Source organism: Bartonella sp. ML70XJBT.G, from assembly GCF_028618575.1.
In the GTDB taxonomy this organism is placed as follows: domain Bacteria; phylum Pseudomonadota; class Alphaproteobacteria; order Rhizobiales; family Rhizobiaceae; genus Bartonella.
Window position 1 is genome coordinate 1 of the sequence record NZ_JAQITA010000010.1, and the last position, 26,671, is coordinate 26,671.

At 46.3% G+C, this 26,671-nt stretch carries 32 protein-coding genes and 1 pseudogene; all 33 read left to right on the forward strand.

Going from position 1 to position 26,671, the window contains the following annotated elements; all coding sequences use genetic code 11:
• Positions 1 to 350, forward strand: a pseudogene (locus PVV64_RS05770) (DNA transposition protein); the annotation flags it as partial.
• On the forward strand, positions 347 to 610 hold the full coding sequence (locus PVV64_RS05775; protein WP_273760177.1) for a hypothetical protein: 264 nt from the start codon (positions 347 to 349) through the stop codon (positions 608 to 610). The pseudogene PVV64_RS05770 and the gene PVV64_RS05775, both read left to right, overlap by 4 nt.
• The gene (locus tag PVV64_RS05780) at positions 610 to 888 is read left to right on the forward strand and encodes a hypothetical protein (protein ID WP_273760178.1); all 279 of its coding nucleotides are present in this window, start codon (positions 610 to 612) and stop codon (positions 886 to 888) included. The genes PVV64_RS05775 and PVV64_RS05780 overlap by 1 nt, the downstream gene beginning before the upstream one ends.
• Complete coding sequence (locus PVV64_RS05785; protein ID WP_273760242.1) at positions 872 to 1,495, forward strand: DUF3164 family protein; 624 nt, start codon at positions 872 to 874, stop codon at positions 1,493 to 1,495. The genes PVV64_RS05780 and PVV64_RS05785 overlap by 17 nt, the downstream gene beginning before the upstream one ends.
• Before the next feature lie 8 nt (positions 1,496 to 1,503).
• Complete coding sequence (locus tag PVV64_RS05790) at positions 1,504 to 2,121, forward strand: gp16 family protein (RefSeq protein ID WP_275064794.1); 618 nt, start codon at positions 1,504 to 1,506, stop codon at positions 2,119 to 2,121.
• 6 nt (positions 2,122 to 2,127) lie between these two features.
• A complete protein-coding gene (locus PVV64_RS05795) occupies positions 2,128 to 2,535 on the forward strand; it encodes a helix-turn-helix domain-containing protein (RefSeq protein ID WP_273760180.1) in 408 nt (135 codons plus the stop codon).
• A gap of 86 nt (positions 2,536 to 2,621) precedes the next feature.
• A complete protein-coding gene (locus PVV64_RS05800; RefSeq protein WP_273760181.1) occupies positions 2,622 to 3,203 on the forward strand; it encodes a peptidoglycan-binding protein in 582 nt (193 codons plus the stop codon).
• Positions 3,200 to 3,487 (forward strand): hypothetical protein, encoded by a 288-nt coding sequence (locus PVV64_RS05805; protein ID WP_273760182.1) that lies wholly within the window; start codon positions 3,200 to 3,202, stop codon positions 3,485 to 3,487. Before PVV64_RS05800 ends, PVV64_RS05805 begins: the two co-directional genes overlap by 4 nt.
• Entirely contained in the window at positions 3,480 to 3,818 is a 339-nt protein-coding gene (locus tag PVV64_RS05810; RefSeq protein WP_273760183.1) for a hypothetical protein, read from the forward strand. Before PVV64_RS05805 ends, PVV64_RS05810 begins: the two co-directional genes overlap by 8 nt.
• Entirely contained in the window at positions 3,784 to 4,020 is a 237-nt protein-coding gene (locus PVV64_RS05815) for a hypothetical protein (protein ID WP_273760184.1), read from the forward strand. Before PVV64_RS05810 ends, PVV64_RS05815 begins: the two co-directional genes overlap by 35 nt.
• 1 nt (position 4,021) lies before the next feature.
• Entirely contained in the window at positions 4,022 to 4,336 is a 315-nt protein-coding gene (locus PVV64_RS05820) for a DUF2730 family protein (RefSeq protein ID WP_273760185.1), read from the forward strand.
• On the forward strand, positions 4,333 to 4,689 hold the full coding sequence (locus tag PVV64_RS05825) for a hypothetical protein (RefSeq protein WP_273760186.1): 357 nt from the start codon (positions 4,333 to 4,335) through the stop codon (positions 4,687 to 4,689). Before PVV64_RS05820 ends, PVV64_RS05825 begins: the two co-directional genes overlap by 4 nt.
• Positions 4,652 to 5,233 carry a phage protein Gp27 family protein gene (locus PVV64_RS05830; RefSeq protein ID WP_273760187.1) on the forward strand — a complete coding sequence of 194 codons (582 nt, stop codon included), beginning with the start codon at positions 4,652 to 4,654 and terminating at the stop codon, positions 5,231 to 5,233. The genes PVV64_RS05825 and PVV64_RS05830 overlap by 38 nt, the downstream gene beginning before the upstream one ends.
• Positions 5,226 to 6,866, forward strand: a complete 1,641-nt coding sequence (locus PVV64_RS05835; protein WP_273760188.1) for a hypothetical protein — start codon at positions 5,226 to 5,228, stop codon at positions 6,864 to 6,866. Before PVV64_RS05830 ends, PVV64_RS05835 begins: the two co-directional genes overlap by 8 nt.
• A 12-nt stretch (positions 6,867 to 6,878) precedes the next feature.
• Complete coding sequence (locus tag PVV64_RS05840) at positions 6,879 to 8,480, forward strand: DUF935 domain-containing protein (RefSeq protein WP_273760189.1); 1,602 nt, start codon at positions 6,879 to 6,881, stop codon at positions 8,478 to 8,480.
• Positions 8,473 to 9,678 carry a phage minor head protein gene (locus PVV64_RS05845; RefSeq protein WP_273760190.1) on the forward strand — a complete coding sequence of 402 codons (1,206 nt, stop codon included), beginning with the start codon at positions 8,473 to 8,475 and terminating at the stop codon, positions 9,676 to 9,678. Before PVV64_RS05840 ends, PVV64_RS05845 begins: the two co-directional genes overlap by 8 nt.
• A 439-nt stretch (positions 9,679 to 10,117) precedes the next feature.
• Positions 10,118 to 11,176 (forward strand): phage protease, encoded by a 1,059-nt coding sequence (locus PVV64_RS05850; protein WP_273760191.1) that lies wholly within the window; start codon positions 10,118 to 10,120, stop codon positions 11,174 to 11,176.
• On the forward strand, positions 11,173 to 11,514 hold the full coding sequence (locus PVV64_RS05855; RefSeq protein WP_273760192.1) for a hypothetical protein: 342 nt from the start codon (positions 11,173 to 11,175) through the stop codon (positions 11,512 to 11,514). The genes PVV64_RS05850 and PVV64_RS05855 overlap by 4 nt, the downstream gene beginning before the upstream one ends.
• A gap of 12 nt (positions 11,515 to 11,526) precedes the next feature.
• Positions 11,527 to 12,492: a capsid protein gene (locus PVV64_RS05860; RefSeq protein ID WP_342753414.1), complete on the forward strand. Its 966-nt coding sequence runs from the start codon at positions 11,527 to 11,529 to the stop codon at positions 12,490 to 12,492.
• 12 nt (positions 12,493 to 12,504) lie between these two features.
• Entirely contained in the window at positions 12,505 to 12,930 is a 426-nt protein-coding gene (locus PVV64_RS05865; protein ID WP_273760194.1) for a gp436 family protein, read from the forward strand.
• A 1-nt stretch (position 12,931) separates the two neighbouring features.
• The gene (locus PVV64_RS05870; RefSeq protein ID WP_273760195.1) at positions 12,932 to 13,426 is read left to right on the forward strand and encodes a phage virion morphogenesis protein; all 495 of its coding nucleotides are present in this window, start codon (positions 12,932 to 12,934) and stop codon (positions 13,424 to 13,426) included.
• Positions 13,423 to 13,950 (forward strand): hypothetical protein, encoded by a 528-nt coding sequence (locus PVV64_RS05875; RefSeq protein WP_273760196.1) that lies wholly within the window; start codon positions 13,423 to 13,425, stop codon positions 13,948 to 13,950. The genes PVV64_RS05870 and PVV64_RS05875 overlap by 4 nt, the downstream gene beginning before the upstream one ends.
• On the forward strand, positions 13,947 to 14,540 hold the full coding sequence (locus PVV64_RS05880; protein ID WP_273760197.1) for a baseplate assembly protein: 594 nt from the start codon (positions 13,947 to 13,949) through the stop codon (positions 14,538 to 14,540). Before PVV64_RS05875 ends, PVV64_RS05880 begins: the two co-directional genes overlap by 4 nt.
• Before the next feature lie 12 nt (positions 14,541 to 14,552).
• On the forward strand, positions 14,553 to 14,753 hold the full coding sequence (locus tag PVV64_RS05885; protein ID WP_273760198.1) for a hypothetical protein: 201 nt from the start codon (positions 14,553 to 14,555) through the stop codon (positions 14,751 to 14,753).
• 3 nt (positions 14,754 to 14,756) lie between these two features.
• Positions 14,757 to 15,143 (forward strand): GPW/gp25 family protein, encoded by a 387-nt coding sequence (locus PVV64_RS05890; RefSeq protein WP_273760199.1) that lies wholly within the window; start codon positions 14,757 to 14,759, stop codon positions 15,141 to 15,143.
• Positions 15,130 to 15,996, forward strand: coding sequence for a baseplate J/gp47 family protein (locus PVV64_RS05895; protein WP_273760200.1), 867 nt, complete (start codon positions 15,130 to 15,132; stop codon positions 15,994 to 15,996). Before PVV64_RS05890 ends, PVV64_RS05895 begins: the two co-directional genes overlap by 14 nt.
• Positions 15,996 to 17,102 carry a phage tail protein gene (locus PVV64_RS05900; RefSeq protein WP_273760201.1) on the forward strand — a complete coding sequence of 369 codons (1,107 nt, stop codon included), beginning with the start codon at positions 15,996 to 15,998 and terminating at the stop codon, positions 17,100 to 17,102. The genes PVV64_RS05895 and PVV64_RS05900 overlap by 1 nt, the downstream gene beginning before the upstream one ends.
• A 1-nt stretch (position 17,103) precedes the next feature.
• Complete coding sequence (locus PVV64_RS05905) at positions 17,104 to 20,247, forward strand: DUF4815 domain-containing protein (RefSeq protein WP_273760202.1); 3,144 nt, start codon at positions 17,104 to 17,106, stop codon at positions 20,245 to 20,247.
• A 13-nt stretch (positions 20,248 to 20,260) separates the two neighbouring features.
• Positions 20,261 to 21,607: a Bgr_08870 family protein gene (locus PVV64_RS05910; protein ID WP_273760203.1), complete on the forward strand. Its 1,347-nt coding sequence runs from the start codon at positions 20,261 to 20,263 to the stop codon at positions 21,605 to 21,607.
• 211 nt (positions 21,608 to 21,818) lie between these two features.
• Positions 21,819 to 23,108: a phage tail sheath C-terminal domain-containing protein gene (locus PVV64_RS05915; protein WP_273760243.1), complete on the forward strand. Its 1,290-nt coding sequence runs from the start codon at positions 21,819 to 21,821 to the stop codon at positions 23,106 to 23,108.
• The gene (locus tag PVV64_RS05920; protein ID WP_273760204.1) at positions 23,105 to 23,623 is read left to right on the forward strand and encodes a phage major tail tube protein; all 519 of its coding nucleotides are present in this window, start codon (positions 23,105 to 23,107) and stop codon (positions 23,621 to 23,623) included. The genes PVV64_RS05915 and PVV64_RS05920 overlap by 4 nt, the downstream gene beginning before the upstream one ends.
• 9 nt (positions 23,624 to 23,632) lie before the next feature.
• Positions 23,633 to 24,043 carry a hypothetical protein gene (locus PVV64_RS05925; protein ID WP_273760205.1) on the forward strand — a complete coding sequence of 137 codons (411 nt, stop codon included), beginning with the start codon at positions 23,633 to 23,635 and terminating at the stop codon, positions 24,041 to 24,043.
• Between the two features lie 131 nt (positions 24,044 to 24,174).
• Complete coding sequence (locus PVV64_RS05930) at positions 24,175 to 26,517, forward strand: phage tail tape measure protein (protein WP_273760206.1); 2,343 nt, start codon at positions 24,175 to 24,177, stop codon at positions 26,515 to 26,517.
• The last annotated feature ends 154 nt before the right edge of the window (positions 26,518 to 26,671 follow it).

Sequence of the window (26,671 nt, forward strand, 5' to 3'; positions counted from 1 at the left end):
ATATCAATGGTACGGGGCTTGCTTTGGTTGGCAATGATGAGATTTCGGGACGTCTCGTGCATCGTCAAAATGGACCTTCTTATGCACAAATTAAAAGCCGATTGGCGATGCATTTGAAACGTCGCAAACCCTATAGTGAAGATATTGCGGCGCGCATTCACGATTGGGGGATTGAAGATGCTGGTGCGATAAAGTTTTTGACCGGTATTGGTTTGAAAGCTGGGGCTTTACGGCAGATTGATAAAACTATGATGTTAGCGCGCATGGCAGCGCTTGGGGATGAGAGTGAGGTGACGCTTAAACATGTCAAAGCCGCATGGAAAAACCGCAACGTGGAGGAATTGGCATGATGACTCTAAGCCCTAAGGAATTATCCAATACGCTTGTTGGTCTTTATGATGATTATCAAAGTGGTTTGGATATTGCAGCAGAACTTAAATTGTGTGTGGATTTGGCATTATTGCTTGAATTGGAGTTGAGTGTTCACCGTTTGGGGGAGGCCGATGCGGTTTTGGAACAAGAAGTTTCAGAAGTTTTGTCTGAGTGTGACAGCACTGATGCGGATGAGAGCAATAGCGTGATTTATATGGATTTTGGAGGAGATAAATAATGGAACGGAACCCTTATATGGTGAGAGATTGCTTGATTGCTTTGCGCTCTGGCTTTTTGAAGTATGAGATGAGTGGACTTTTTTTGCATGGACAAGATGTTCGAGAATTGAATGATTATTTACGCCGCTTAGCGGGCTATAACCACATTTTAGGTCATGAGCTTATGCGGTGTCGTTGGCAATTGAAAGCGGGATGTGCGCCTTCTTCAGGGGATGTTGTGCCGTTTCGCCGGTTTCAAAAAACACAGGAGGAGGTTGATGATGAATCCACAAATTGAACTTGAAGGCACGCGTTATATGAAGGATGCAAAAGGGGCTTTGGTGCCAGTAAGCCTGATCCGCCCTGCGGATTTGTTAGAGGATGAAACGGTGCGCAAAATTATGGGTTTTGCGAAGGAGTTATCGGCAAGGATTGCGCGTTTTAATAGCCATACGATTGCGGATTTGAATGCTTTTGATAGCTTGCTTGCACAAGAATATGGTGTGGCGCGGCGTGGCAAAAAGGGTAATTGTACGTACACAAGCTTTGATGGTTTGCAACGCATTAAGGTGCAAGTGCAGGAGAGCTTTGATTTTGGACCACAATTGCAAATTGCCAAAAGCCTTCTTGATGAGTGCTTGAATGAGTGGTCTGCGGATGCGCGCCCTGAAATCCGTGCGATTATTACGCGTGCTTTTAATACGGATAAGGAAGGCAAGGTGAATCGGGGTGAAATCTTTATGCTGTTGCGCTTGGATATTGATGATCCACGCTGGAGGGAAGCTATGCGGGCGATCCGTGAAGCCATTCGTGTGACGACCTCTAAGGAATATGTGCGTTTTTATGAGCGCGATACATTAGAAAGCCCTTGGCGTGCGGTGACCCTTGATATGGCGAAGACGTGAGGGAAACCATGTCTTTAGCGGCTATTCATATGGGAAGACGCGCGTTAGGTCTTGATGATGAAACCTATCGGGCGATGCTTTATCGCCTGACAGGAAAATATTCGGCAAAAGATTTGAGTGTTTTAGAGAAACGTTTAGTCGTCGATGAGATGCGCGCGTGTGGTTTTGAGCCGAATGTGAAGTGTTTAGAGGGTAAATATGCTAAGAAGTTACAGGCGCTTTGGATTGCAGGGTGGAATCTTGGCATTATTCGTGATCGTTCAGATAAGGCGTTGCTAGCCTTTGTGAAGAGACAGACAGGGATTGATCATATTCGATTTTTACGCGATAGCGATGATGCGTGTAGAGCGATTGAGGCGTTGAAAAGCTGGTTGCAGCGTGAGGGTGGGGTTGACTGGAAAGGGAAAAAGATTCAAGATTCATGGCAAAAAATGCCAGGATATTTGATTTTGTATGCCCAATGGAAGCGTTTGCATTCTAGTGCTTTGTTTGATGGGGAAGCGTTTCACCAAAGTGTTATGGCGTTAAGTGGTAAAGCTTTGGGGGAGATGAGTGGGGGCGATTTTATGCACGTTATGAATGTTTGGGGGCGGAAAATCCGTAAAGGTGTTAAAAGCGAGGGGTAAGCATGCATGCATGAGGAAGTCTATAGCGATTTTCCTGCCTTATTGCGTGAAATAGCCGATGTTGCGGGCAGTGAGGCAGCATGGAATATGATGCGTGCTTTTGGCGGGCGAGAAGTTTATATCCCTGGGCGTCTTGAGAATGCGGATTGGTTGATTGAAATTGTTGGGTTTGAAGAGGCGGAGCAATTGATCAACCATTTTTGTTTTAATGGTTCGGGTGTGCGCCTTCTTATCCCCCTTGGTAGAGATGCTGAACGGCGGCAAAAAATGATGCAAGCGCTGCAAAAGGGCTGGTCGGTAGATGCAGCAGCAGCAGTTTCTGGTATGCATGTGCGTACAGCCTATCGCTTGAAGAAGAGAATTTCTTCAAAAGAGCCACAAGGTTTATTATTTCCAGAGTTTTATGAGTATTGAGAGTTTTGACTGACAGTGTCAGGCTTATATTGGGGGAGTGAGACCCGATAAACTGCGGATGAATTTTATTCATTGAGCGGTTTGTTATGATTTCAATAGATGCTTCTTTTCTTCATCGCCTTGCCCCTAAACTGGCGCATCATGCGCGCCAAGATTATATTATTGTTGAGATGGCACGCGCATTGCCTGAAGCTTTGTCTTATGGTGCGATCACGACACGTTTGCGTGTTGCGCATTTTTTAAGCCAATGTGCCCATGAGAGTGATGGCTTTTTTACCCTGCGTGAATATGCTTCAGGGCGCGCTTATGAAGGACGCCATGATTTAGGCAATGTCAACTCTGGGGATGGTGTGCGCTTTAAGGGGCGTGGTTTGATCCAATTAACGGGGCGGAATAATTATCGCCGTTTTACGAAGTTTTGGTGCTTAGTCGATGAACAAGCGGTTGATTGTGAAGCTTTTCCAGAAGTGCTGGAACAGTTTCCAGCAGCGCTTTGGTCAGCTGTTTGGTTTTGGCAAGTGAAAGGCTTGAACAGGTTTGCTGATCAAGATGATGTCGTGAAGATTACCAAAGCGATTAATGGCGGGAAAAATGGACTTGTTCAGCGTTTAACTTATTTAAACCGCGCCAAAAAGCTTTTAGGACTTTCATGCGAGGTGAAGATATGAAGCCATCGTATCGGGGGTCTCGGCGTTATTTATGGTGGTCTTTTTGGTTTGCTTGGGGCGTTATTTTTTTGCTCATTTTGGGAGGTTTGTTTGGAGCACCCCGTATTGTTGATATGGCAGCGATTTCTATTCCTTCGATGGTTGCGATTATTGTTGGCAATTTGGGGGTGCATCGCGGTTTTGGTTCCTTGGATTTTTCCAATAGAAAGCGTTTTAATAAGCGGCACACCAGCTCCTATGATGGCGGGGAGATAGTGGGGTGGGGGAATAAACGCAATGTTTAGCCCACTTTCAAAACTGTCTTTTGGGGTGCTTTTTTTGGTCAGCGTGATGTTAGCGGCTTTTGGCTTTATGAAAGCGCAAGTTTTAAAGGCGGAAAGAGCGCGTGATGTGTATTGGCGCTTAGAAATTGCCAAGGTTTCCCTACAAGCAGAGCTTGAGCAGCAACAGCAAAGAGAGGCCGCACAAAGAGCAGAGCTGCAAGCACAAAGGGTGATTTCTACTTTAAGACAAAGGCTTACAAAAATGGAGGAGGTCAATGCAGTATTGCCAACTACTGGCTGTGGTATTGAGCTTGAGCGTGTGCGCTTGCTCAACACCCAAGCCAAAGAGTAGTTTTGCGTATCATTTTTTATCGGTTGAATTGCCGCCTGTTGTTCGCATGGCGTGTAGCCGCCCAGCTTTATTGCCAGAGCGTGCTTTGAATGCGCGCGAAGTGGTGCATTATTGGGGGCGTGATCGCGCTTCTTTATTGATCTGTGAACAGCGCAGAGGAGCTGCGGTTAAAGCAATTCTAGGTAAGAGGGAAGGGGGATAAGGTGAATTTAGATATCAGTGTGGCAAATGGTTGGTTATCGTTGCTGTTATCGATTATTGCGATTTGTGGGGTTTTGAAAGCCTATTTTTCTTCTGGTGCACGGGAAATGTTAAAAGAGGTCGTTGTGCTCAAAGAACGTGTGCAAAGATTAGAAACAGAGATGGACTTTCTGCCTGATCGCGATGCCATGCAAAGATTGGAAGTGAATATAGAACGCTTAAATGGTCGTCTCAACACGCTTTCGGCGCAATTACAACCGGTGGCAGCGATTGGTGAGCGCTTGCAAGAATTTTTACTGGAGAATGCCAAGAAATGAAAGCAGATATGGATAAAATTATCCGTGAAGAAGCGCGGTTGATTATTTTAAAAGGGCTCTTTTGTGAGCGTAGCGAAACGTTATCCAGTGCGATGATTGAGCGGTTGTTATACAGTTATGGCATCCGGCGTGATCGCGATTTTGTGCATAATGAACTGGCTTTTATGGAAGACCAAGGTGCTGTTACATTAAAATGTGTGGGATCTGTTTTGCTTGCGGCTTTAACAGAACGGGGGGCACGTCATTTAGATCGTAGCTTTTCCATTGAGGGGATTAAACGCCCCAAACGTTCATCGATAAAAGACGAGGTGAGGGATGCGCAAGGTCGGGCGTGGACGCTTAACGGCGATTGATTTATTGCCGCAAGCTTGTGATCAAATTATTGCAGAGGCGGCTGAAGCTTTAAATGGGCGTGAAAAGACGCAAAAAGCCATTTATGATGAATTTAAAGCGGCTTTGAAGGCTTTAAAAAAAGAAACGGGTCTCAACTTTTTCATTCCCTCCTTTTCCAGTTTTAATCGTTATTCTTTGCGGCTCGCGGTGATGTCACGGCGCTTAGAACAAACGCGTGAAATAGCAGCAAGCCTTTCACAGCGCTTTGATGCCAAAGCTTCTGACAATATTACTCTGTTAACAGCCGCAGCGATTAAAGAGCTTATTTTTTCCACGTTAAGCAGTGGGAAAAGCCTTTCGCCAAAGGCTGCTCAAGAGTTGGCGAATGCGCTTAAAGGGGTTTTGGCTGCTGAACATTTATCCACGACCAGACGGCAAAGATTAGAGAAGGATTTTACGAGCAAGGCAAGCAAAGCGGTTGAGGTGGCAGCGGCAGCAGCGGGGCTTTCAGAAGAGACGGCGCGGGCTATTCGCGCGCAGGTGTTGGGGATAAAACATGGCTGAAGGGCGTGAGGCTTTTGAACAGACTCCTTTAAAAAGTGAGGCGAATGGTGATCAATTGGGTTTTGAACTTTGGCAGACAAGTGCTTGTCTCAAAGAGAAAGATCCCTTAGCTGAAGGGGTTTTGATGGCGCATCAACGGGCATGGATTGAAGATAAATCTCCCTTAAAGTTGGTTGAAAAAGGGCGGCGGACGGGGATTACTTTTGCAGAGGCTCTAGATGATACCCTTATTGCGGCGGCAACGCTTGAGGCTGGTGGTGATAATGTTTTTTACATTGGCGACACCAAAGAAAAGGGGCGTGAATTTATTGGTTATGTGAGCAATTTTGCTTCAGCTCTTACCAGTCATAGTGGGGATGTGGAAGAATTTTTATTTCCAGATCAAAAAGAGGATGGGTCGACAAAATATATCTCTGCTTATCGGGTACGGTTTGCTTCGGGGTTTCGGATTGAGGCGCTTTCTAGCCGCCCTGAAAATATTCGTGGTCTCCAGGGCATTGTGGTGATTGATGAGGCAGCGTTTCATAAAGATGTGCGCTCTGTTTTGGATGCGGTGAATGCCTTGTTGATTTGGGGAGGCAAGATCCGTGTGATCTCAACACACAATGGTGTGCTTAATCCTTTCAATGAACTGATCCGTGAGGCACGCGCGGGCAAAGTTCCTTTTTCTCTGCATTGTTATCCCTTTGGTGAGGCGGTTAAAAATGGCTTGTTTAAACGAGTTTGCGCGATGAAGGGAGAGGGTTGGAGTTTAGCAGCTGAGCAAAAATGGGAGAAACAAATCCGCGCCTCTTATGGGGTGCGTTTGAGTGCTATGCGCCAAGAATTAGATGCCATACCGGCAGATCAAGAAGGGGCGGCTTTAACACGCTTGCAGATTGAAAATTGTTGTGCACCAGATATTGCGGTGTTGCGTTTTGCTTGTGTGGATGGTTTTAAAAACCAATCGGATGATCAACGAAGTCAAGCGGCGTTTGCTTGGTGTGAGAAGCATGTAAAACCTCTGCATGTTAGGCTTGACCGGCGGCGTCAACATGTTTTTGGGGTTGATTTTGCGCGCAGCGGCGATGCGACATCCATTGTGGTGATGGAAGTGGGACAAGATTTGGTGCGCCGTGTCCGGTTTATGGTGGAATTGCGCAATACGCCGTTTGATCAACAAAGAGAGATTTTATTTTATGTGGTGGGTGGTTTGCCACGTTTGTTGGGGGGCGCGTTAGATGCGCGGGGCAATGGGGCTTATTTAGCCGAAAAAGCAGCGCAGCGTTATGGGGCATGCGTGAGGGAAGTACAATTGTCGCAAAGTTGGTATGGCAAAGAAATGCCGGCTTATTTAGAAGCCTTTGGGGATGGGTCCATTGTTTTGCCGCGCGATAGTGACATTGTTGCGGATCATCAGGCGCTTGCTTATGTCAATGGCATTGTGAAAATTCCAGACAATCATCGTTTTAAAGGCAGTGATGGTTTTATGCGCCATGGAGATAGTGCTATTGCTTGCGCTTTGGCTTATTTTGCCAGCCGCCAGACGCCGGAAATTTACGAATATACGCCTGTGAGAGAGGTTTATGGTTTTGATGAAAGTCCACTCTTTTCACCCGCTTTTGTTTCAACGATGCGATCAAAGATTTATTAAGGGAATTGTAAGATGGTAAAACTGGTTGATCAATGGGGTAGGGCGCTTCATATCAAAGGGTTGGAGCGGGAGGTGGCAATCCCAAGCATTGGTGGTATTCGTGATGTGTGGTCACAAACCATTGTCAGTGGTCTCACCCCTGCGCAACTTGCTGATATTTTGCAACAGGCAGCACGGGGGCAGCCAGAGCAGTTTTTCCAACTTGCTGATGATATGGAAGAGCGTGATTTGCATTATCGTGCGGTGCTTGGCATGCGTAAAAATGCCCTCACAGGGGTGGAGCCTGGAGTGATTGCAGCAAGCAACAGTGCATTGGATAAAAAAATTGCCGATGCGGTGCGCGAGGTGATTAGCGCGCCGACTTTTGTTGATGATTATGTGGCGGATTTGTTAGATGCTTTGGGCAAAGGCTATGCGGTTGTTGAAACCTTGTGGGACAAGAGTGCCAAAGAATGGTGGCCGGTTGCATGGAAATGGCGTGACCAGCGGTTTTTTCAATTGGACCGGCGAGATGGCTTTCATTTGCGTTTAAAAGAAGAGGGGTCTTTGTACGGAACAGAGTTGCCTGCTTATAAATTTTCCATTCACAGACCCAAGTTGAAAAGTGGCTTACCAATCCGCTCTGGGCTTGCCAGACTTGCGGCTTGGGCATTTTTGTTTAAGTCTTATACCTTAAAAGATTGGATGGCTTTCTTAGAAGTTTATGGCATGCCGTTGCGTGTGGGAAAATATGGGGCAAGCTCTTCTCAAGAGGAGCGGCGGGTTCTTATTCAAGCGGTGCGTGATTTATCCAGTGATGCGGCAGCAATTATTCCCAAAGAGATGGAGATTGAGTTTATTGAGGCAGCTGGGGGCAGTGGCAATGCGGTTTTTGGTGTCAAGGCTGAATATTTAGATCGGCAGATTTCTAAAGGAGTATTGGGGCAAACGATGACGACGGATGATGGGTCGTCCTTTTCGCAAGCGCGCATTCATGAAAATGTGCGCCATGATATTGCCAGAGCTGATGCACGGCAATTGGCTTTGACAGCTAATCGTGATTTGATTGTGCCTTTTGTTGAGATTAATTTTGGGCGCCAAGAGCGCTACCCCCTTGTCTATTGGCCGATTTCGGAAAATGAAGATATTAAAGCCATTAGCGATGCTTTAGAAAAACTTGTGCCTCTAGGATTGCGTGTTGGGGCGCAAGAAGTGCGTAATAAGATTGGCTTTTCGCAACCAACAAAAGAAGAGGATGTTTTAAGGGCTGCTTCTCTTACGCCTAATGATGAGAGAGAACAAGAGGATAATGCGGGGCAACAAAAGGCTCATGTTTGTGCTGATTGTGGGGGTGCTATTGATGTTTCTGTGACAAGAGAGGGTAAGAGTGGAAAAGAGCAGGGTGGGAAACATCACGACGAATTGGACCGACTTTCGAGTGAGGCTTTAAGTGACTGGGAAGAGGATTTAGAGCCCCTTTTAGAGCCTTTTAAAAAGCTTGTGAGAGAGGCTAAAAGTTATGAGGATATCCTTAAAGGCTTGGATGAATTGTTAGACGAGATGGATCATCATGCCTTGGCAGCACGCTTGGCAAAGGTGCAAATGATTGCGCGGGGACTGGGGTATCATGGATGAGGAACTTTTTAAAACAGCACCCAAAGAGGTCACCCGTTATTTTGCAGCCAAAAATATTGTTCCAAGCTTTGATTGGCGGGATATAGCACCAGAAGAGCATGCCTTTTCCTTTACGGTAGCAAAATCGGTAGGCTATGACATTTTGGATGATTTTAAGCGAGCCGTTGGAGATGCCATAAAGCATCAAGTTCCTTTTCAAGATTTTCAAAAAAATTTAATGCCGATTTTACAGGAAAAGGGTTGGTGGGGGAAAAAGACCAGCATTGATCCGAAAACGGGTGAAAAGAGTGTGGTGCAATTGGGAAGTCCGCGGCGTTTAGAAACGGTCTATTGGGCGAATACCATGAGTGCCCATGCGGCAGGTGAATGGGAACGTACGCAAAATAATAAAGAGTTTTTACCTTATCTCACCTATGCGTTGTCGAGTTCAGAACATAAGCGTTTGGAACATGAAAGTTGGGTGGGGTTTACCGCACCTGTTGATGATCCCATTTGGGATTGGCTTTATCCGCCCAATGGCTGGCGGTGTAAATGCAGTGTACGGCAGGTAAGTCGTTATGAGGCGGACAATTTAGGCTATGAAGAGGGGGCAGAGCCACTTCATGTGGAGACGCGGGTTTGGCGCAATAAGCGAACGGGAAAAGTTGAGAAGATACCCGTAGGCATTGATCCTGGTTGGCATTCTAATCCTGGTAAACATCGCGCGCAAAATTTAAGCCGATTTTTAAGTGATAAAGTTTCTGTCATGGGGGACAATCGCAAACGCATTGCCATTGAAGATATTGTGGGCTCGCCACTTTTGGAAGCGATGTTTGAAGGTCGTATGCCGCGCGGGTTTATACCCATAGCTCCAATGATACAAAAGGTGCGTGACGCTTTTACAACAGAAAGTTCTCTTATTCGCTTATCTTCAGACAGTGTGAAACATATTTTGTTAGAGCATCAAGCACGAGCTCTTCATTTGGAGGATTTTCGAGGCGCCATTCAAACACTCATCCGCCCTCATGGCGTTATCAGACGCAAAGATACGCAGGGTGTTATGTTTTTTGGTGAAAGTGGTGGGGCGTGGTGGCGCTTTGCAGTCAAATGGGTAGCAAGCAAACAAGAATGGTGGCTTATCTCGATGCATAAAAAGAGCTTTCGCGAAATTCAACGTTTGTTACATGCTGCTGAAAAGAAGGACGAACGGTTGTTGTAAAGAGAATACCGTAAATCTCTGTTGGTTTGGATGAGAAGGAACCGGTGTGTGAGGAAAAATGAGAAGGCGTGGAGGGCGGTCAACTCCTCGCAGATCCGGTAAAACCGTCCTGGCAAAACTGGCTCACGCCTCGCGGGTAATCTAACAGTTTAAACGTTTAAAAGCAATCTTTTAAAAAAATGGCTTGAGAGAGGCTTTTTTGTGTGGAGTGATAATTTGTACCTCCAAACTTATAATGGCGCTCTATCGCCTTTGAAGTGCCTTTGAAAACGATTTTATGGGATGGTTTGGCACGGGGGTTTTTCTCACAAGGAGAATAATAGAGAAAAAAAGTGCTTTTTTAAAGAAATGCTCTTTTGACTGACAGTGTCAGACTTATAGCGTGGAGTGGTTTCATGCATTGTATTGCCAATGATAATTGTAAAGCAATAGGCAATGTATGGAGCAAGAATTTTACGAAGATCAAGAAGATGAGCTGGCTGAGATATGTCATGACGAGACGTTTCATGCCGCGTTCATAGATCTTTGCCCAGACGTTTTATGCCAAGACGGCACCGTTAGCCAAGCACCGGAATGGGTGCAGTTGTTGCCCAAAGCGCCAAATGTGAAGGCACGTGATGGGCGGGAATGGCATTATAACCCACAAAGGATTTTAAAGGCTTTTGCAGCCAATAAAGGACCGCTTGTGATTGATTATGAGCATGGGCAACATCACCGAGCGAGGAACGGCTTGGAAGCGCCGGCAAGCGGCTGGATTGAAGAATTAGCAGAACGGGATGGTGCGATTTGGGGTCGGGTTAAATGGACCGATATGGCAACCAAAAAGATTATTGCCCGAGAATATCGCTATCTTTCCCCTGAGTTTCGTCATTCTAAAAATGGTGAGATTTTAAGTTTGGTGGGGGCAGGGTTGGTGAACCGTCCTGCCCTTGTGATGACGGCTTTAAGCCGTGAAACCCCTTCAACACCCCTTTCGACATCCCTTGTGGTGTCCCCAACAACCTTGACGGAGAAAATGATGGATTTAACAGCCATTGCCAGTGCTTTGGAGCTGGCAGAAGATGCAAAACCTGCAGAAATTTTAGCAAGCATTATAGCACGCGAAAAAGAACGGGTGGAATTAAATGCCCAATTAACAAAAGCGCGAGAAGATTTAGCACTTTTGCGGGAAGAGCAAAAAAAGGCGACTATTGAGAGTCTTTTAGACAAAGCGATTGAAGAGGGCAAGATTTTGCCTGCTGCACGTGAAGAATATCGTGCACTTTGTCGCCTTGAAGGGGGCATGGAACATTTTCAAACTTTGCTAGAAAAGTTGCCAGTTCTCGCATCGACAAGCTCTTTAGAATCATGTGCCTTGATGCAAGAAGCAAAGCTTGCGCCAGAAGATATTGCGCTTGCGGCACGCCATTATCAACAAGAGCAGAAGCAAAAAGGCTTCGACATCACCATTAGCCAAGCGGTTGATTATATTTATGAGCAAAAGGAGCGCCAATCATGAGTACGACAATTTTGATTAAATCTTTTCGCACTGCTGCAGAGATTTCGCCTTATTGCATTGTTGCAGCGCGCGGTGATGGAATGGTGGCAACGGCTACTGGTAAAGGTGATAAATTATTAGGGACTGCAGGGTCTTGTGAAGTCAAGGCTGGTGAGATGATTGATGTTGGCCAATGTGGTTGGAGCGAAGTGGTTTGTGGAGGCAATGTTTCCTTTGGTGACTTTTTAACCTCTGACCCCAAGGGGCAGGCTATTAAGGCAGAAGCAGCAGATCGCACTATTGGCATTGCCATGAGTGATGGTTCTGCTGGTGATGTTATTTCTTTTAAAATTAATTAATCGAGGCTTATGATGAACAGACCTTTTCCCATTGATCCAACACTTACCGCTATTGCTATTGGTTATCGCAATCCAGCAGGTTCTCTTATTGGCGATAAAGTTTTGCCCCGTGTTGGTGTTTTAAGTGAAGTGTTTAAATATAGTGAATTTCCTCTAGCGGAAAATTTTACCGTTCCTGAACTTGAGGTTGGGCGAAAAGGGCGCCCGAATGTGGTGGAATTTTCTGCCTTTGAACGGGAAGCTAGTGTGAGAGATTACGGGCTTGATGACCTTATTCCCAATTCAGATATTGAAGCAGCAGCCCGCGCACGGGCAGAAAAGCGCTCTCGTTATAATCCCGAAAAGACCGCTGTAGAGGGACTTGCCAATTTGCTGGAATTGGGGCGTGAAGTGCGTGTAGCAGCTCTTGTGCAAAGAAGTGAAAATTACGCACCAGAGCGGGTGATGACCCTTAAGGGTGAAAATAAATTCAGTGATTATGAGAAATCAGACCCTTATGCCACCTTAGATGAGGCGAAGGATAAAGCTCTCGTCTATACGCCCAACACCATTGTGATGGGCAAAGTTGTTTGGTCAAAACTCAAACGTCATCCCAAAATCATCAAAGCCGTTAAGGGTGGTGGCACTGCTGATGGTTTTGTCACCAAAGCGCAATTTGCTGATCTGATGGAAATACATCCCGATCGTTTACTCATTGGTGAATCGCAAGTGAATTTAGCTCGCAAAGGGCGTACGGCGCAATTGGCGCGCGTTTGGGGCAATAAGATTGCTCTGCTTTACATTGATCCCACCAAGCAACAGGCGGATGGTTCGGTCATCAGTTGGGGCTTTAGTGCTCAGTTGGGCGAGCGCATCTCTGGGGTGATCTCTGATCCAGATATTGGTTTATCGGGTGGTAAACGGGTGCGTGTGGGTGAACGGGTGTGCGAATTGGTTGCCGCAAAAGATGCCGGTGTGTTGCTGCAAGATGTTGTTTAAGGAAAAGACTTAATGGCCTATGCAAGCAAAACATTGATTGAAGAGCTCTGGGGTGATGATTTCTTAAAAGACTTATGTGCTTTTGATGATGAGAATTCTGATCCAGTGCTTTTAGATCAAGCCATTGCCCTTGCTCTAAACCAAGCAAGTGGTGAGATTGATGTGCATCTCTCTCATCGTTATTCTGTCCCGATTGCTGGACAGCCGGCGGCTCTCAGCATGATTTGTGTCAATATTGCTGTTTATAATTTAGCCATACGCCATACGGCACTGACCACAACCATTGAAGATCGCTACAAACAGGCGGTTGATTTATTGAAACGCATTGCAGAAGGCAAAGCGGGTTTGGGGGTCGATGAACCTAAAATTATGAGTGAAGATGGACCGCTTCGTGATGGGGCTTTTTTTACTGCCAAACCGCGTTTGATGGGAAGATAACATGTCTGTTTCAACCCATATTGAGATTAAAGAGAGCGGGCTTGAAGCGGCTTTATCCTTTTTACAAAAGGGTACCCATCCGCCGATGGAAACTCTAGCACAAGGGGTTGGGCGCCTCATTCAAGAAAGCACAAGGCGGCGGATTCAAAGCGAAAAAACCTCCCCAAAAGGAGAGAAGTGGAAAAACAATTATGCCCGCACCTCCATTCTTTATGCCAGTGGGGCGCTCTCACGCTCCATTGATATGAAAGCCTCACCAGAACAGGTGATTGTGGGCTCTGGGTTGGTTTATGCGCGGATTCATCAATTGGGTGGGGCTATTTTCCCGAAAAATGGCAAAGCCCTTCGCTTCTTTCTTAAAAGCGGTAATGCACAGCGCTTTGTGTGTGTTCCCCAAGTGACCATGCCGGCACGCCCTTATTTAGGGCTTTCAGAGCACAATAAAGTGGAAATTGTCAAAGCCGCAGAGGATTGGCTGGAAAGGGTCTTTTCATGAGTCAAACGATCACACAAGCAGGGCGTATTAATGCGTTTCGTGAGGCGGTGATAAGGAGCCTTAAAAGGGCTTTGCCAGATGTGCGCGATTATGCCTGTCAATTTGGGCGTTTTAATTTAGAAGAACTTGAAACACAGATGCTTGTTGCGCCAGCAATACGTGTTGCAGTGTTAGAAAGTCGTTTAAATCCTATGCCTTCTGGACAGATGAGTGCTGATCTTCATTTAGGGGCTTTTATTATCACCACGGGCAAAGAGCGGGATGTTTCCAGTTGGCTTTTGGCAGAAGCGATAGGGGTTTTATGTCATAGCGGACAATTGTGGGGGTTAACGCATGTAAGCGCCCCGCGGGATGTGTCAATTGACCCCATTATTTCTGCGGCGATTAAGCAGCGCGGTGTATCGATCAGTGTGGTGGAATGGCATCAAGATTTGCATCATTTAGGAAAAGATATTTTTGCTGATGAAGACAAACGACAACTTAAAGCTGGATTGATCTCATGTGATGATGAGGTGTGTTCATGAATGATGCGCATTTATTGGGCGAGACCTTTCGGCAAATCATGAAGCGCCTTGATGCGCTTGAACGCTGTCTTGCCAACCAGCACATGATGGGGCGGGTGGCGCAAATTGATGGGCATAGGGTGCGGGTGAAGCTTTCTTGTGAAGGTGCTAATGGTCAAGCGGTTTTATCGCCTTGGCTACAGGCACAAGAAGCTGCTGGTGCTGTTTCAAGCAATATGCCTTTAAACATTGGTGATCCAGTGCGCTTGTTAAACCCCTATGGCGAAATTGGCTCTGCGTCTCTGGTTGTACGCGATAGCTATAGTGAGGATGCACAAAATCCAGCACGCTCACCGCAAGAACTTGCGCTTTGTTATGCGGGGGGCGCACTGCGAATGACTAAAGATGAGCTTATTCTCTCCCATGGGGAAAACCAAATCCGTTTGAGTGCACAAGGGCTCATGCTTTGTCATCAATCAACCCGTGTTGAATTAACGGACTGGGTGCAGATTCAAGCAGAAGATTTAAAGCACAATCAAAAATCGGTTGGTGCAAGCCACAAACATGGTGGGGTCAAAATGGGTCCCTCCACAACCTCTAGCCCTCTTTAAAGGAGTTTTATGATGCGTGAGAAAACTTATGTTATTTTAACCAATGCCGATTTTGTTGCAGGTCAGCGTTCACCGGGGAAGGGTGAGGAAATTCGTTTAAGTGAAGAGGCAGCGAAATATCCGCTTCTTCTTGGTCAGATTGCTGAAAAACCAGCCCCAACGGTTTCTCCCGCCCCAACAACTTCTCTTATAAAGACAACGAAGGGGGCTTAAAGTATGCGTTGTGGGATGAGCGAAAAGGATGGCTCTCTCTTATATGGCTTTGAGCATTGCCAACAGTCCATTCATAAATGTTTAATGACACGGGTGGGAACACGGGTTTTGCGTCGCCATTATGGATGTGATGTTAAGGAGTTCCAAGATGCCAATGCTGATCCTGCAACGATTTTACGTCTTTATCAAGAAATTGTGCAAGCGCTCGATGATCCAGAATGCGGAGAGCCTGGGTTTTCACTGCAGAGGATTGATTTGACCAAAGCAACGCGTGAGGGAACATTCCACTTTGTTTTAAGGGGCATTTTTTACCCCGATGGGCATTTGGGGGATTGGTCCCATGGGCAAGAGAGACAATTTCCGCTAGAGGTCTCCTATGGCAGAGCTTGAACATTTACCCCTTCTACAGCTTCCGCTACCACAAGTGATTGAAGAGCTTTCTGTTGAAAGGCTTTTAGCGCAAAAGATTAAGCGTTTGACTGAGCTTTTTGCGGCGCATCATATCCCTTACAATGTGGAAAAAACCGCTTATGATCCCGTGGTCATTCAATTACAAGCGGCTGCTTATGAAGAATTGCTGTTGCGCCAGCGGATCAATGAAGTGGCACGGGATAATTTGCTCACATTTGCGCATGGCACAAGTTTAGACCATTTGGGGGATTTTCATGGGGTCACGCGCCTTTTAGATGAGGATGATGAGCGTTTTCGCCGCCGCATTCGTTTGAGCCGGCAAGGGCATTCCACAGGGGGTACAGCACCTCGCTATCAATATTTTGCTCTCTCCAGTGATATCCGTGTCAAAGATGCTTTTGTTTACCGTGTGGGAAAAAGCCCGCTTATTTATGTGGCTCTTTTTAGTGATAGCGCTTCAGGGGTGGCTGATGAAGCTTTGATTGCTAAGGTGCAACGAGCCCTTGATGATCCTCATGTTAAAATGACCAATGACCACATCTTTGTGAAAAGCGCAGTACAGCGGATGATCAATGTTTCTGCTGATTTTTGGTTGTTACCGGATGAAGGCGCCTTTGTTTTGGAAAGAGCGGAGCAGAATTTAAGAGCAGAATGGGCGCGTGCGCAAAGGCTTGGGCGTGATTTGTCTTTAAGTTGGATACTAAGCCGCTTGATGGTTGAAGGCGTTCACCATGTAAACATAACGCAACCTTGTGAAGATATTTTGGTCGCACCTGATGAAGCTGTAGCTTTGGGGGATATTGTCTTGTCTGAACGGGGGCGTGCTTATTGATGCTTTCTTCACTTTTGCCCCCAAATTCGAGCTTGTTTGAACGCTGTTTTGCCGAAGCAATGGCTCTTGACCCTCACGTTAAAACAGCACTCGAAGAAATACCCCGCGCGAAATTTATCACACGTCCGCCTTCTTGGTTGCCCTTTTTAATAGACGAATATGGCTTACAAGAATTAAGCCCTTATTTCTCTAACCTTTATGATTTAATTGATCAGGGTCTTGCATGGCAAAATATTCGTGGCTCTATAGCTGCAATAGAGATGGGGCTTGAATGGTTAGAGATTTCTGCACGCTTTCAACTCGCATGGACGGGGCGTGCATGGTGGAATTCCTTTCAACTCTACTTTGACCGGTTGCCTGAACGAAAAAGCCTTGAAGCTATTGAAGCAATTACCGACCTTTCCAAAAGTTTGCGCTCTGATTTTCGCCGTGGTGTTTACGGCTATGATGTGCAAGCTGTTGAAGGCAATATGTCACGCCTTGATGAGTGCATGTTGGAGTATGAGAGCGGTGTTCGCTTAACAGCTGGGGGCACTTTGTTTTCCTTTGGGCGCACAACAGAGATAGAGTGCGTTCTCACAAGAGAAGAAGGCACATTGATTGGTAATTGGATTGATGATGGGGATGAAGAGTTAAGCTGGAACCAAATCGATTATCCATGGGACATGGCAAACTTTCCGTGGTGTTCGGTCAAAAAACATGAACGCGATATATTGATGGCAGAGTGGTTTAGCAACCGCACGCTTTATCTCGTGTTAAGAGACACTCAAGATGGCGTGATTGGGTTTCGCCGCTGCTATGCTGTAGCGCCTGTCGAACCAGCTTTGAATGGTGTGTACAGCCATTCAGGCAATCACTATCAGCCCTCCCCGAGGGGCACTCTGTTGTTTCTTGCTGTCCGCACAGATTTTGAAGATGTTGAGGACAAACAAGCCGCTTCTGTTTCCCTTCTCGTTCATGGCACTGTGGCAGAACAGACACCTCCTGGCAAGCTTTGGTGTGAGCCTGATGAACTCAATGGCGGTGTGGAGATACTCAAAACGCCCATTAATATTCCTTTGCGTGCCAATGTTCGCGAACAATTCAAGATTTTATTGAGGTTTTAATATGAAGCATGAAAGTGGTCTACCCTTTGCAATTGATAGATCTGTTGGCAAAGATGAACAACAAAGCGTTGTGTTTTATGGACAGCGTCCTTTTCTTCAAGGCGCTGAACTCAACGAGGTTCAAACCATCATAAGGGGACGACATAACCGCCTTGGTCGCCTTGTTGCCAAAGAAGGAGATCGTGTTGAACGAGCAGATGCCTTTGTCAATAAAGATAAGCAAACCGTCACGTTGACAGAGGGTAAAATTTTTGTCGCTGGCGATATCTTTCCTGTCTCAAATGCCGTCTTAGAGAATGTTTCTATGGTTGGACGTATAGAAATCGGTGTAAAGCTACAAAAGAAATGGATAACTCATGAAGAGGATCCAGAGCTTTTGGGACAAGTTCCGGGCACTTTAGCAGAAGGAGAAGGAGGTGCGGCACGCGAGATCGCAAAACTTGTCTGGGCTCTCAAAGATGATGACCAGCAAGGGGCTTTCTTTCCGGTCTATATCTTGCAAGATGGTGTTCTCATTGATCAAAAATCCCCCTCACTACTTGAACCCGCCATGCAAGCTATTGCGACGTACGACCGCGCCCATGGGCATTATATCGTGAGTGGTTGCCGTGTAAGCGCATTGGGACCAAACAACGGTTGCCAAGTCTTTAGTATTCAAGAAGGAGAAGCCAATATCAATGGCTTTAAACGCAAACGCTTAGCCGCCTTGCGCCATGAAGAGATGGAGGATTTTTCGACAAGCGTTGTTCCAAGCGAAACGCATATTTTTGCCCCCCCAAAAGGGAAAACAAGTTTTACCTTTAAACCCTATTATTTTCCTATTGCCGATATTCAGTCTCTTTTGTTGACAAAAGAAAAAACCGTTAACGTCACCCGTGGTGCGGTTGCCTCTGGGCGTGATGGTGTTCCTGATAAAAGCATCACCGCGTTTATCAAAGTCGTTCAAGGAACTAAGGAATTTAAAGAAGGCACAGATTTTAAAAAAACCGGTGACACCATTGATTGGGCACCTGTGGGGGATGAACCTTTAGCGGGGAGCAGTTATAGGGTGACGTATCGTTATCGTGCACGGGTGCAGGCTGATAAAGTCACAGCACAGGAAATCACCGTCTCAGGGGGTGCTGAGAATGGTGATATCATTATCAGTTACACTTACAAATTGCCCCGCATTGACCGTATTGGTCTTAACACAGGGGGCAATGTGGTTTACATCAAAGGGGTTTCATCAGACCAACCCATGGCACCAAGTGTCCCTGATGATGTGCTCTCTCTTGCCACCATCACCAACAATTGGCTTGAAACGCCCCTTGTGGTCAATGATGGCACACGTGTTGCGCCTTATGATGAGATGTGGCGTTATTTTCAACGGGTGCTCTCGCTTGACAGGCTGATGCAGTTAGAGCGTATTAAAAGCAATGTGGACTCTAAAGAGCCTGTTGCCAAAAAAGGCATGTTTGCTGACCCTTTTCTTGATGACAGTTACAGAGATGAAGGTTTTGAACAAACGGGGGCTGTGGGAAACGGTATTTTGCAGCTTGCCATTGATCCAACATTTTACACTGCTCATCTGAACGCACCTGTCACGCTTGACTGGACCAATGAAGTGATTATTGCGCAAGAGTTGACAACGGCTTGCGAAAAAATCAACCCCTATCAAAATTTTGCACCCCTGCCTGGTACAGTAACCCTTGAACCCGCAACAGACTTTTGGCATGAACAGCGCACCGATTGGCTCTCTGGTGTCACCAATCAACTCAATATGGGAACACACCGTGGCAGTAGCGTACGTAGGACAGAAATCCGTGATGACTTGGTGCGTGCGACACAAGAACAAATCGATTTCTTAAGGCAAATTAAGGTGAACTTTAAGATTGAAGGTTTTGGCAGTAGCGAAATCTTGGAAAGCCTTAGCTTTGATGGTGTGAATGTTTTACCAAAAACAAAGCTTGTTGCTAACACCAAAGGCATCCTTGAAGGCACTTTCACGATTCCACAAAATATTACGGCTGGGACAAAAAATGTTGTGGCACGGGGAAAAGGAGGAACCATTGCAACAGGGCTTTTTACCGGTCAAGGTGTGATTGATGTGAAAGTGATGCGGCGCACCACCACGGTGAAAATCTGGACGCAAGTCGACCCGCAAGCCCAAGTCTTTACCCCCGATGAAACACGGCAAATCACAGGTATTGACTTTCATCTTTGTAAAATTGGCAATCAAGCCCATGGTCTGGTGATTGATTTGGTCACCACTGAAAATGGCTATCCAACTGCCGATATCCAAGCACAAACCTCCTATTCCATGAAGGGCGCAAAGGAAGGGTGGGCAGAGGCACGCTATGATGTACCACTCCTTGTGATGGATGACCGCTTAACGGCTTTTGTTATCAAGACAGATGATGCTGATCATTCCCTCTCACTGGCAAAGCTTGGAGATTTTGATACAGAACACCAGAGATACGTCTCGAGTCACCCTTACGTGACCGGTCCACGCTTTTCCTCTGTCAATGCGAGGAGCTGGACAGCCCATCAAGATGAAGCTTTAGCCTTTCGAGTGCTGGCAGCCCGCTACAGGCAAACAGAAAAAACCGTAGATTTAGGCAGTTTTGATCTTGTGGATTGCTCTGATTTACAAATCCGTGCAGCCGTTGAGTTACCTTCAAGCGAGTGTTCTGTTGTGTTTGAAATTGAACGAAACAATGGCACGGTTTATCAACTGCTACCCTTTCAATTGCTAAGCCTTAGTGAATATATCAGTGAAAAGGTAAAGCTTCGCGCCATTCTCAAAGGGACAGAGAAGCTTTCACCCGTCTTATTTGCCCCTGTGCAATTGATTGCGGGGAAGATCCATAAAACAGCCACTTATGTCACCCGTGCTTTTGCCTTTGGAGAAAAGGCAAGGCTGACCAGCTATATCAAAACATTTTTACCGGGCGGTGCAACCTTTACACTCGAGATGCAGCTGGATGATGGTGCTTTTAGCCCCTTAAAACTCGACGAAACAGAGCAGTTATCTGAACCGCTTTGGACAGAACGAAAATTTGTGAGTGGTGACAAAACAGGAAAACAAGCACGTCTCAAACTCACCCTTACTGGTGGACCTTCTGCACGGTCCATGGTGCGTGATTTTGGCGCCGGCATATTATGAGGGGAAAACAGAGATGACCAAAACAAAAAAACTCGACATGGAATTGCCTAAAGAAGGACGCTTTATCAGTTCTGAATTCCCCATCTTGCGGGAAAACTTGACCAAAATTGATCAGACAATAGCCGATGTTGAGGAAAAGATAGACGAAAAAGCACCTTTAAAACACACGCACACAATCAGTGATGTGACGGGTTTAGAAAGCGCCCTTAATGGCAAGATGGCAGCCGATAAAACCTTCACTTTTGCTGATTTAAGCGATATCGAGGGCGCTAAGGACGCAGCCAACAATTATGTTCTTTACAAATCAAGCAATAATAATTTTACCTTTGGCAGTGCCATTTCGTTGTTAGGCGCCCATCAACATAAAACAGAAGATATCGTGGGGCTTGATGATTTTAGAGCCAAGATTAATGAAGATCTTACAGCCTATGGACGCCTAGCAAGCCCAAATGAATGGCAAAGTTATAATAAGTTTACCGGCAAAGTTACCATGAGTGGCGGCTTAGAACTGTTGGGAAACACATCATTGAATATTACCCATAACAACAAAGTGGTCACTAACTTAAGCACAACCGGAAGTTCGCTTAAAGGACCTTTGAGAGTTGATGGAGATCTTGTTTATACGAAATCAGAAATAGATATTCTCAAGCAGGAAATTAAAAACATCAAAAAAGATTTGATTAATAAACTCATTATTGCCGATGCTGAATTGCTCTATACGCAAGATGGGAAAATTGAATGGCCCAACTGGGTCACGGATCAAACTAGAGTTGAAATTACAGCCTGGGGGGGCGGCGGTAGTGGTGGTGGAGCGGATACGCCACGATTAGGAGGAGGTGGCGGCGGTGGCGGTTGTTCAGTATGGTATGGCTATAAAGTAAGTTTAAACGGTCATGAGAATATCATCATTGGTAAAGGAGGAGCTTCTGTTGCAAAGCGAGGTCTGACAGGAAATTCTGGAGGAACAACAGTTGTTGGAAGGAATTTTATGACTGCTACAGGGGGAAAAGGTGGAGGTGGAGCTTATTATTACAATTCATCTAATTACTCTTCAGGTTCTGGTGGTACTGGAGGAGTTGGCGGGAACTTTGGTTTAGCAACAGATAACTATCCAGGACTTGCTAAAGGGGGAAATGGTTATGCTGGAACGAGTGGAGTTACGGGTCAAACAAGTGGTAATGGCGGTAATGCTGGAGGCGATACATCAAGAGGAGGTGGTGGAGGAACAGGACAAGGTCACTATACTTCAGGAAAAGCAGGGCGTGGCTTTGGCGGCGGCGGTGCCGGTGCTCACTCTGATTCTTCTCCAAGCGGTGCTGGAGCTGATGGTGCTGTCCTTATAAGATTATGGAAAGAATGAATAATTTATGCACTTATAACTTATAAAAAAATGATACGCTTAAACGGACAATTGTTGTCTGATAGCTTATAAACTGTATAATTTCTTTTTTATAAAAGTTTTTTGAAAATTCTTTTAAAGCCCTTTTAAAGGGCTTTTTTTGACTGACACTGTCAGGCTTATGGAGCATGGTGATGCTTGTTATAGTCTCTTCATTGATTTGGAGAGCAAGATGGCAACAGAATTTAATCATGGGATTCGCATTGTAGAGGCTGGTGAGGATTCCCGTCCTTTAGCAACATTTGATCAAACCGCCCTTGGAGCGGTTGTTACAGCCCCTGATGCGGATGCACAGACCTATCCCCTTAACGAGCCCGTGTTGGTCTTTACCCATGAGACAGAGAAAATCCAAAAGCTTGGGACAAGAGGAACAGCCCTTGATGTTATCAATGCCGTTCGTGCGCAAGGGATTGAGGCACAAGTGATTTTCGTGCGGGTGGAGGAAAAGTCTACCATTGCTGAGACCCAAACCGAAATGGTGGGGTCAAGTGTTTCTTTAACCGGTGTTCATGCCCTAGCGCATGCTAGAGGGCATTTAGGGGTAGAGCCTGGAATTCTCTTAGCGCCAGCTTATAGTGCAGGGCGCCTTGATAATGGCAAAAACCCGCTAGCAGATGCTCTAGAACAGGTGGCAGAAAAGCTACAAGCCATTGCCGTGTTCGATACAGGGGGCAAAAATACGGAAGAAAGCCTTGCCTTTCGCGCGGATTTTTCCTCACGCTTTTGTTATCTGATTGACCCCTTTGTGCGGGTAGCAAATAGTGAGGGTGGTGTGAGTATTAAACCAGCAAGCCCCTTTGTGGCGGCGATGTTTATCAAACGTGACAAACAAAAGGGGGGTGTTTTTTGGTCCCCCTCTAACCAAGATGTGCATGGTATTTTAGGCACAGCACGCCCCATTAGCTATTTTGATGGGGAAATTGATCATGAGGCTAATCGCCTCAATCAAGCCGATATTGCCACCTTTATACCGGCACGCCTTAGCCAAAATGCGCATGGGCAAATGGCTGCTAATGGGCGCATTTTATGGGGCAATCACACCACCTCGAGTGATCCACTCTGGCGCTTTGTCAATGTGGTGCGCACCCGTGCAGCCTTGGAAAAAACCATCATTAACAATTTCCGCCCTTGGGCAAATGACGAAAACCTGACCGGTCAACATGTCATTGCCATTACCCGCAGCCTTACACAGTTTCTGGATGATCTGATTGCGCGTGGTGCACTGCTTGGAGGACGTGTTTGGTTTGACCGTGATTTAAATTCCAACAGCACTTTACAATTGGGAAAATTGCGGGTGGAATTTGATGCAGAAGAAGTGCCCCCTCTCGAAGACTTAAGCTTCGGCAGCCGGCGCAATGGCGCTTACTTTAATCGGCTCTCTGAAGATATCCAAAATAAAATGACATATGCCTTTGGTGATACGCTAGAGAGGTATCGCAAAGCAGCAAGGAGTGATGTATGACGTTAAGAATTGTTCGTGGTTTTACCCTGATTGTTGATGATGATGTCAATCTTCATCTTGATCTTGAAACGCTCAAACTTCCCACGTTGGAAGAAATCACCGAAACCTATCAACCAGGGGGCTCTGACATGCAAATTGATGTGAGTGGTCTTGGTGTGAAAGCTTTGAGCTTGCAAATGAAAATCCACAGCCACACGCCAGAAATCATCGGTATCTTTGGCGGTCCTCCTGGTCTTCGTCATAAATTTACCGGCAAAAAACATGTGGTGTCTGAAGAAGATGGGCGCGAGCATGAACATTCCATTGATGTTACAGGGCGTTTGGTCAAAGTCGATAGCGAAAGCTTAACAGCTGGAAAAGCCACAGGCTATGATTGCGAGATCAAAAATATTTGGGACTATACGGAATTTTGGGATGGCTCTGTTTTACATCGTTTCTCGTTTAAACGGGGTGGTTGGCTCGTGCGCAATGGGCAAGATATTGGTGGGCGTCGCCGTTCTATACTTAATTTATAGGAATTGATCATGACAAGTTTACAAACCAGTATTGAGGTGGAATTAGCTGTTCCCATTCTGTACCAAGACAGTGAGGGTAGGCAAGCGACACGGCATAAATTGACCTTTTATCGCCCCACGTTCAAACATGCCAAGCAATTGTCTGTGCTGATTGGACCACAGTTGACAGAGCTGCTTGTACCTGAATTTGCAGAGCAAAAAAAACCTAGCAATGATGTTCTCATTCTTAAGCTTTCACAAGTTTTGTTTACCCATGAGGCGACAGAAGGTATTACAGCGCTTTTGGCAGAGATGTCTCATGAATCTGTTGAACTTATTGATCGTCTTGATGTTGTTGATCTTGTGGCAGTGTTTAAGGCTTTTTTTGCTTTTTTTACGCAACGCCAATCCCCTATGCTGGACAATTTGGAGCAGAGCTAGCTCTTTATTATCACTGGTCGGCTCTAGAGATTAACCAGATGGATTGGCTTGATGTTGTCTCCTATCGCTATGAATTAGCCCGCCTGAAAGCCCAAGAATATGAAAGCCAAATGTTAGGATGAGATGCGATCATGGATGTTTCCCTTGTTGTGCGTTTTGTGAATCATCTGCAAGAGGGGATTGCCTCTGCCAAGCGAGACCTTGCAGCTTTCAGTAGCGATGTTGCGCATTTCCAAAACAAGACAAGGCAACACTTTAAAAATTGGTTTGACCCTAAGCACTTGAAGGAAGCCACAGCCAATACGGAAAATGCTTTCAACCAAGCGCGGGGGCGCATGGTAGGAGCCATTGCCCAAACCGCAACCTTAATCGCCCCTCTCTATAAAGCCATGCAATTCGACCAATCGATGAAAGGCTTGGAAAAAGTTCTGGATGCCCCCCTTGATCGTTTAAAGGAATTGCGCCGTTTTGCTTTGGAAACCTCCACCAAAATTCCTCTCGCCGCCCGTGAAGTTTTAGAACTGATGACCAGTGCTAGCCAAGCAGGGATTGGTGAACAAGATTTAGAAGCTTTTAGTGTTTATGCTGCCAAGGCAGCGGTCGCCTTTGATATGAGCGGAGATCAAATTGGTGAGCGCTTTGCCAAATTGCGCAATGTCTTTAAGCTTAATCAGGCAGGCATCGAAGATTTAGGCGATGCCATCAACCATCTTTCCAACCACATGGCGGCCAAGGCAAGTGAAGTCTCTGATTTTACCAATCGGGCTACCGGAGCGGCAACCATGTTTAAACTGACAGCCCGCGAAACAGCGGCTTTTGGTACGGCGATGATTTCTGCTGGGATTGTCCCAGAGAGTGCCGCGCGTGGTTTTAACTCTATCAGTGCGCGCATACAGGCAGGGGGGAAACATATTGAAGATGCTTTTGCCAATATTGGGCTTTCCCGCGAAAAATTCATGGAAGATCTGGACAAAGATGCCACTGGTACTTTGGTGCGCTTTTTTGATGTGTTGGGCAAATCAGAACAGGGTATGCGTTCGCTGATTGCCATTGCTGGGCGAGACTTTACCGGTGATTTTGCCAAATTGGTGGGTAACCCAGAGCTGTTAGGGCAAGCATTAGAGTATGTGAAAGATCCAAAAGTCTTTAAAGGCTCGGTAGAGCAAGAGGCGGACAAACAAGCAACCGGTGCTATGCGGCAATTTGAACTGTTGCAAAACCGTATCGTGGCTTTGGGGATTACCATTGGTGAAGTGCTTCTGCCCCCCCTCAACAGTTTGATGGAAAGTGTTGGTGGTTTTATCAATGTTCTTATGGCGTGGGCGAATGCTCATCCCACTTTAACAAGCGCCATTATCAAAACCATTGCCGCTCTGATGGCTTTTAATATTGCTTTGCGTGTGTTGCGCTTTACTTTTGCTGGCACACGTCTTGGGCTTCTTCAATTGATCACGTCTTTTATCAAGATGGGTGCTGTGAGTCGTGGTCTTGCTGCAAGTTGGCGCGGGCTCTTGGCTTCAGGGCGCTCACTGGGCTTGCTAACCGCGGGTCTTGGGGCAAGTTCACTTCGACTCTTGCGTCCCATGACTTTACTCGTGGCAGCGTTTCGGGGGATTATGATCTCAGGAAGTGCATTTGCTGCCGCTTTTGGTTGGATAGGGACAGCGATAGAAGTGATTGCTGCTGGCATAGCCTCTGTGGTTGGGGCTGTTTTTAGCCCAATCGGTGCTCTGATTGCTGCTGTTGTAGCTGTGATCGTGGCTGCTTGTTTTGTTTTGTGGAAATATTGGGATCGTTTTTCTTCCTTTGTCAAAGGTTTTGCACGGGGGCTAATACGCGCTTTTGGTCGTGCCTTTGAAGCCGTCATGCGTTTTTTTGGCGCCGACACGGCAACCATTACACGTTGGAAAAACATTATTGCTGCTGCCTTTGATTTCTCTGCCCATTGGCAAAAGTTCAAACAGGGACTTAGCGCTGTTGGCAAGTGGTTTGGCAATGTGTGGGAGGGCTTTAAACAAAGCCTTTCCAACTTTTGGAGCTGGTTGGGAAGCTTTTTTGCCCGCGAAAAGCTCTCTGAGGATGCCAAAGCAGGTATGGAACAAGCAGGGGAAGACTTAGCGAGTTGGATTGTCGATGGCTTTATGGGGACCATCACAGGCTTGATGGATTTTTTTAAATCTTTGCCCAGTCGCATAAAGGGCTGGATTGGATCGATTGATTTATCCGACCTGTTTCATTTGCCAAGTTGGCTTGGGGGCAAAACAACCATTCAACCCATAGCACAATTTGCAGGTCATTCTCATGCCAATCACTTGGGCTTAGAGCAAAGAGAGAAAGACCGCTCTACCATCACCCACAATCAAAATGTCACGGTGCATGTCAATGGCGCACGTGATCCCATTGCCACTGGTCGTGCGGTTAGTCACGCCATTCAACGCGCACGCGCCAATGCCCTCCATGGAGGGACCGAATAATGGCAGGAAGGCAATGAGGGGAGGGACACACAAACTTATGTATCGCACTCAAAATGTTACGGTGCATGTCAATGGCGCACGTGATCCCATTACCACTGGTCGTGCGGTTACTCACGCCATTCAACGGGCACGCGCTAATGCATTGCATGAGGGA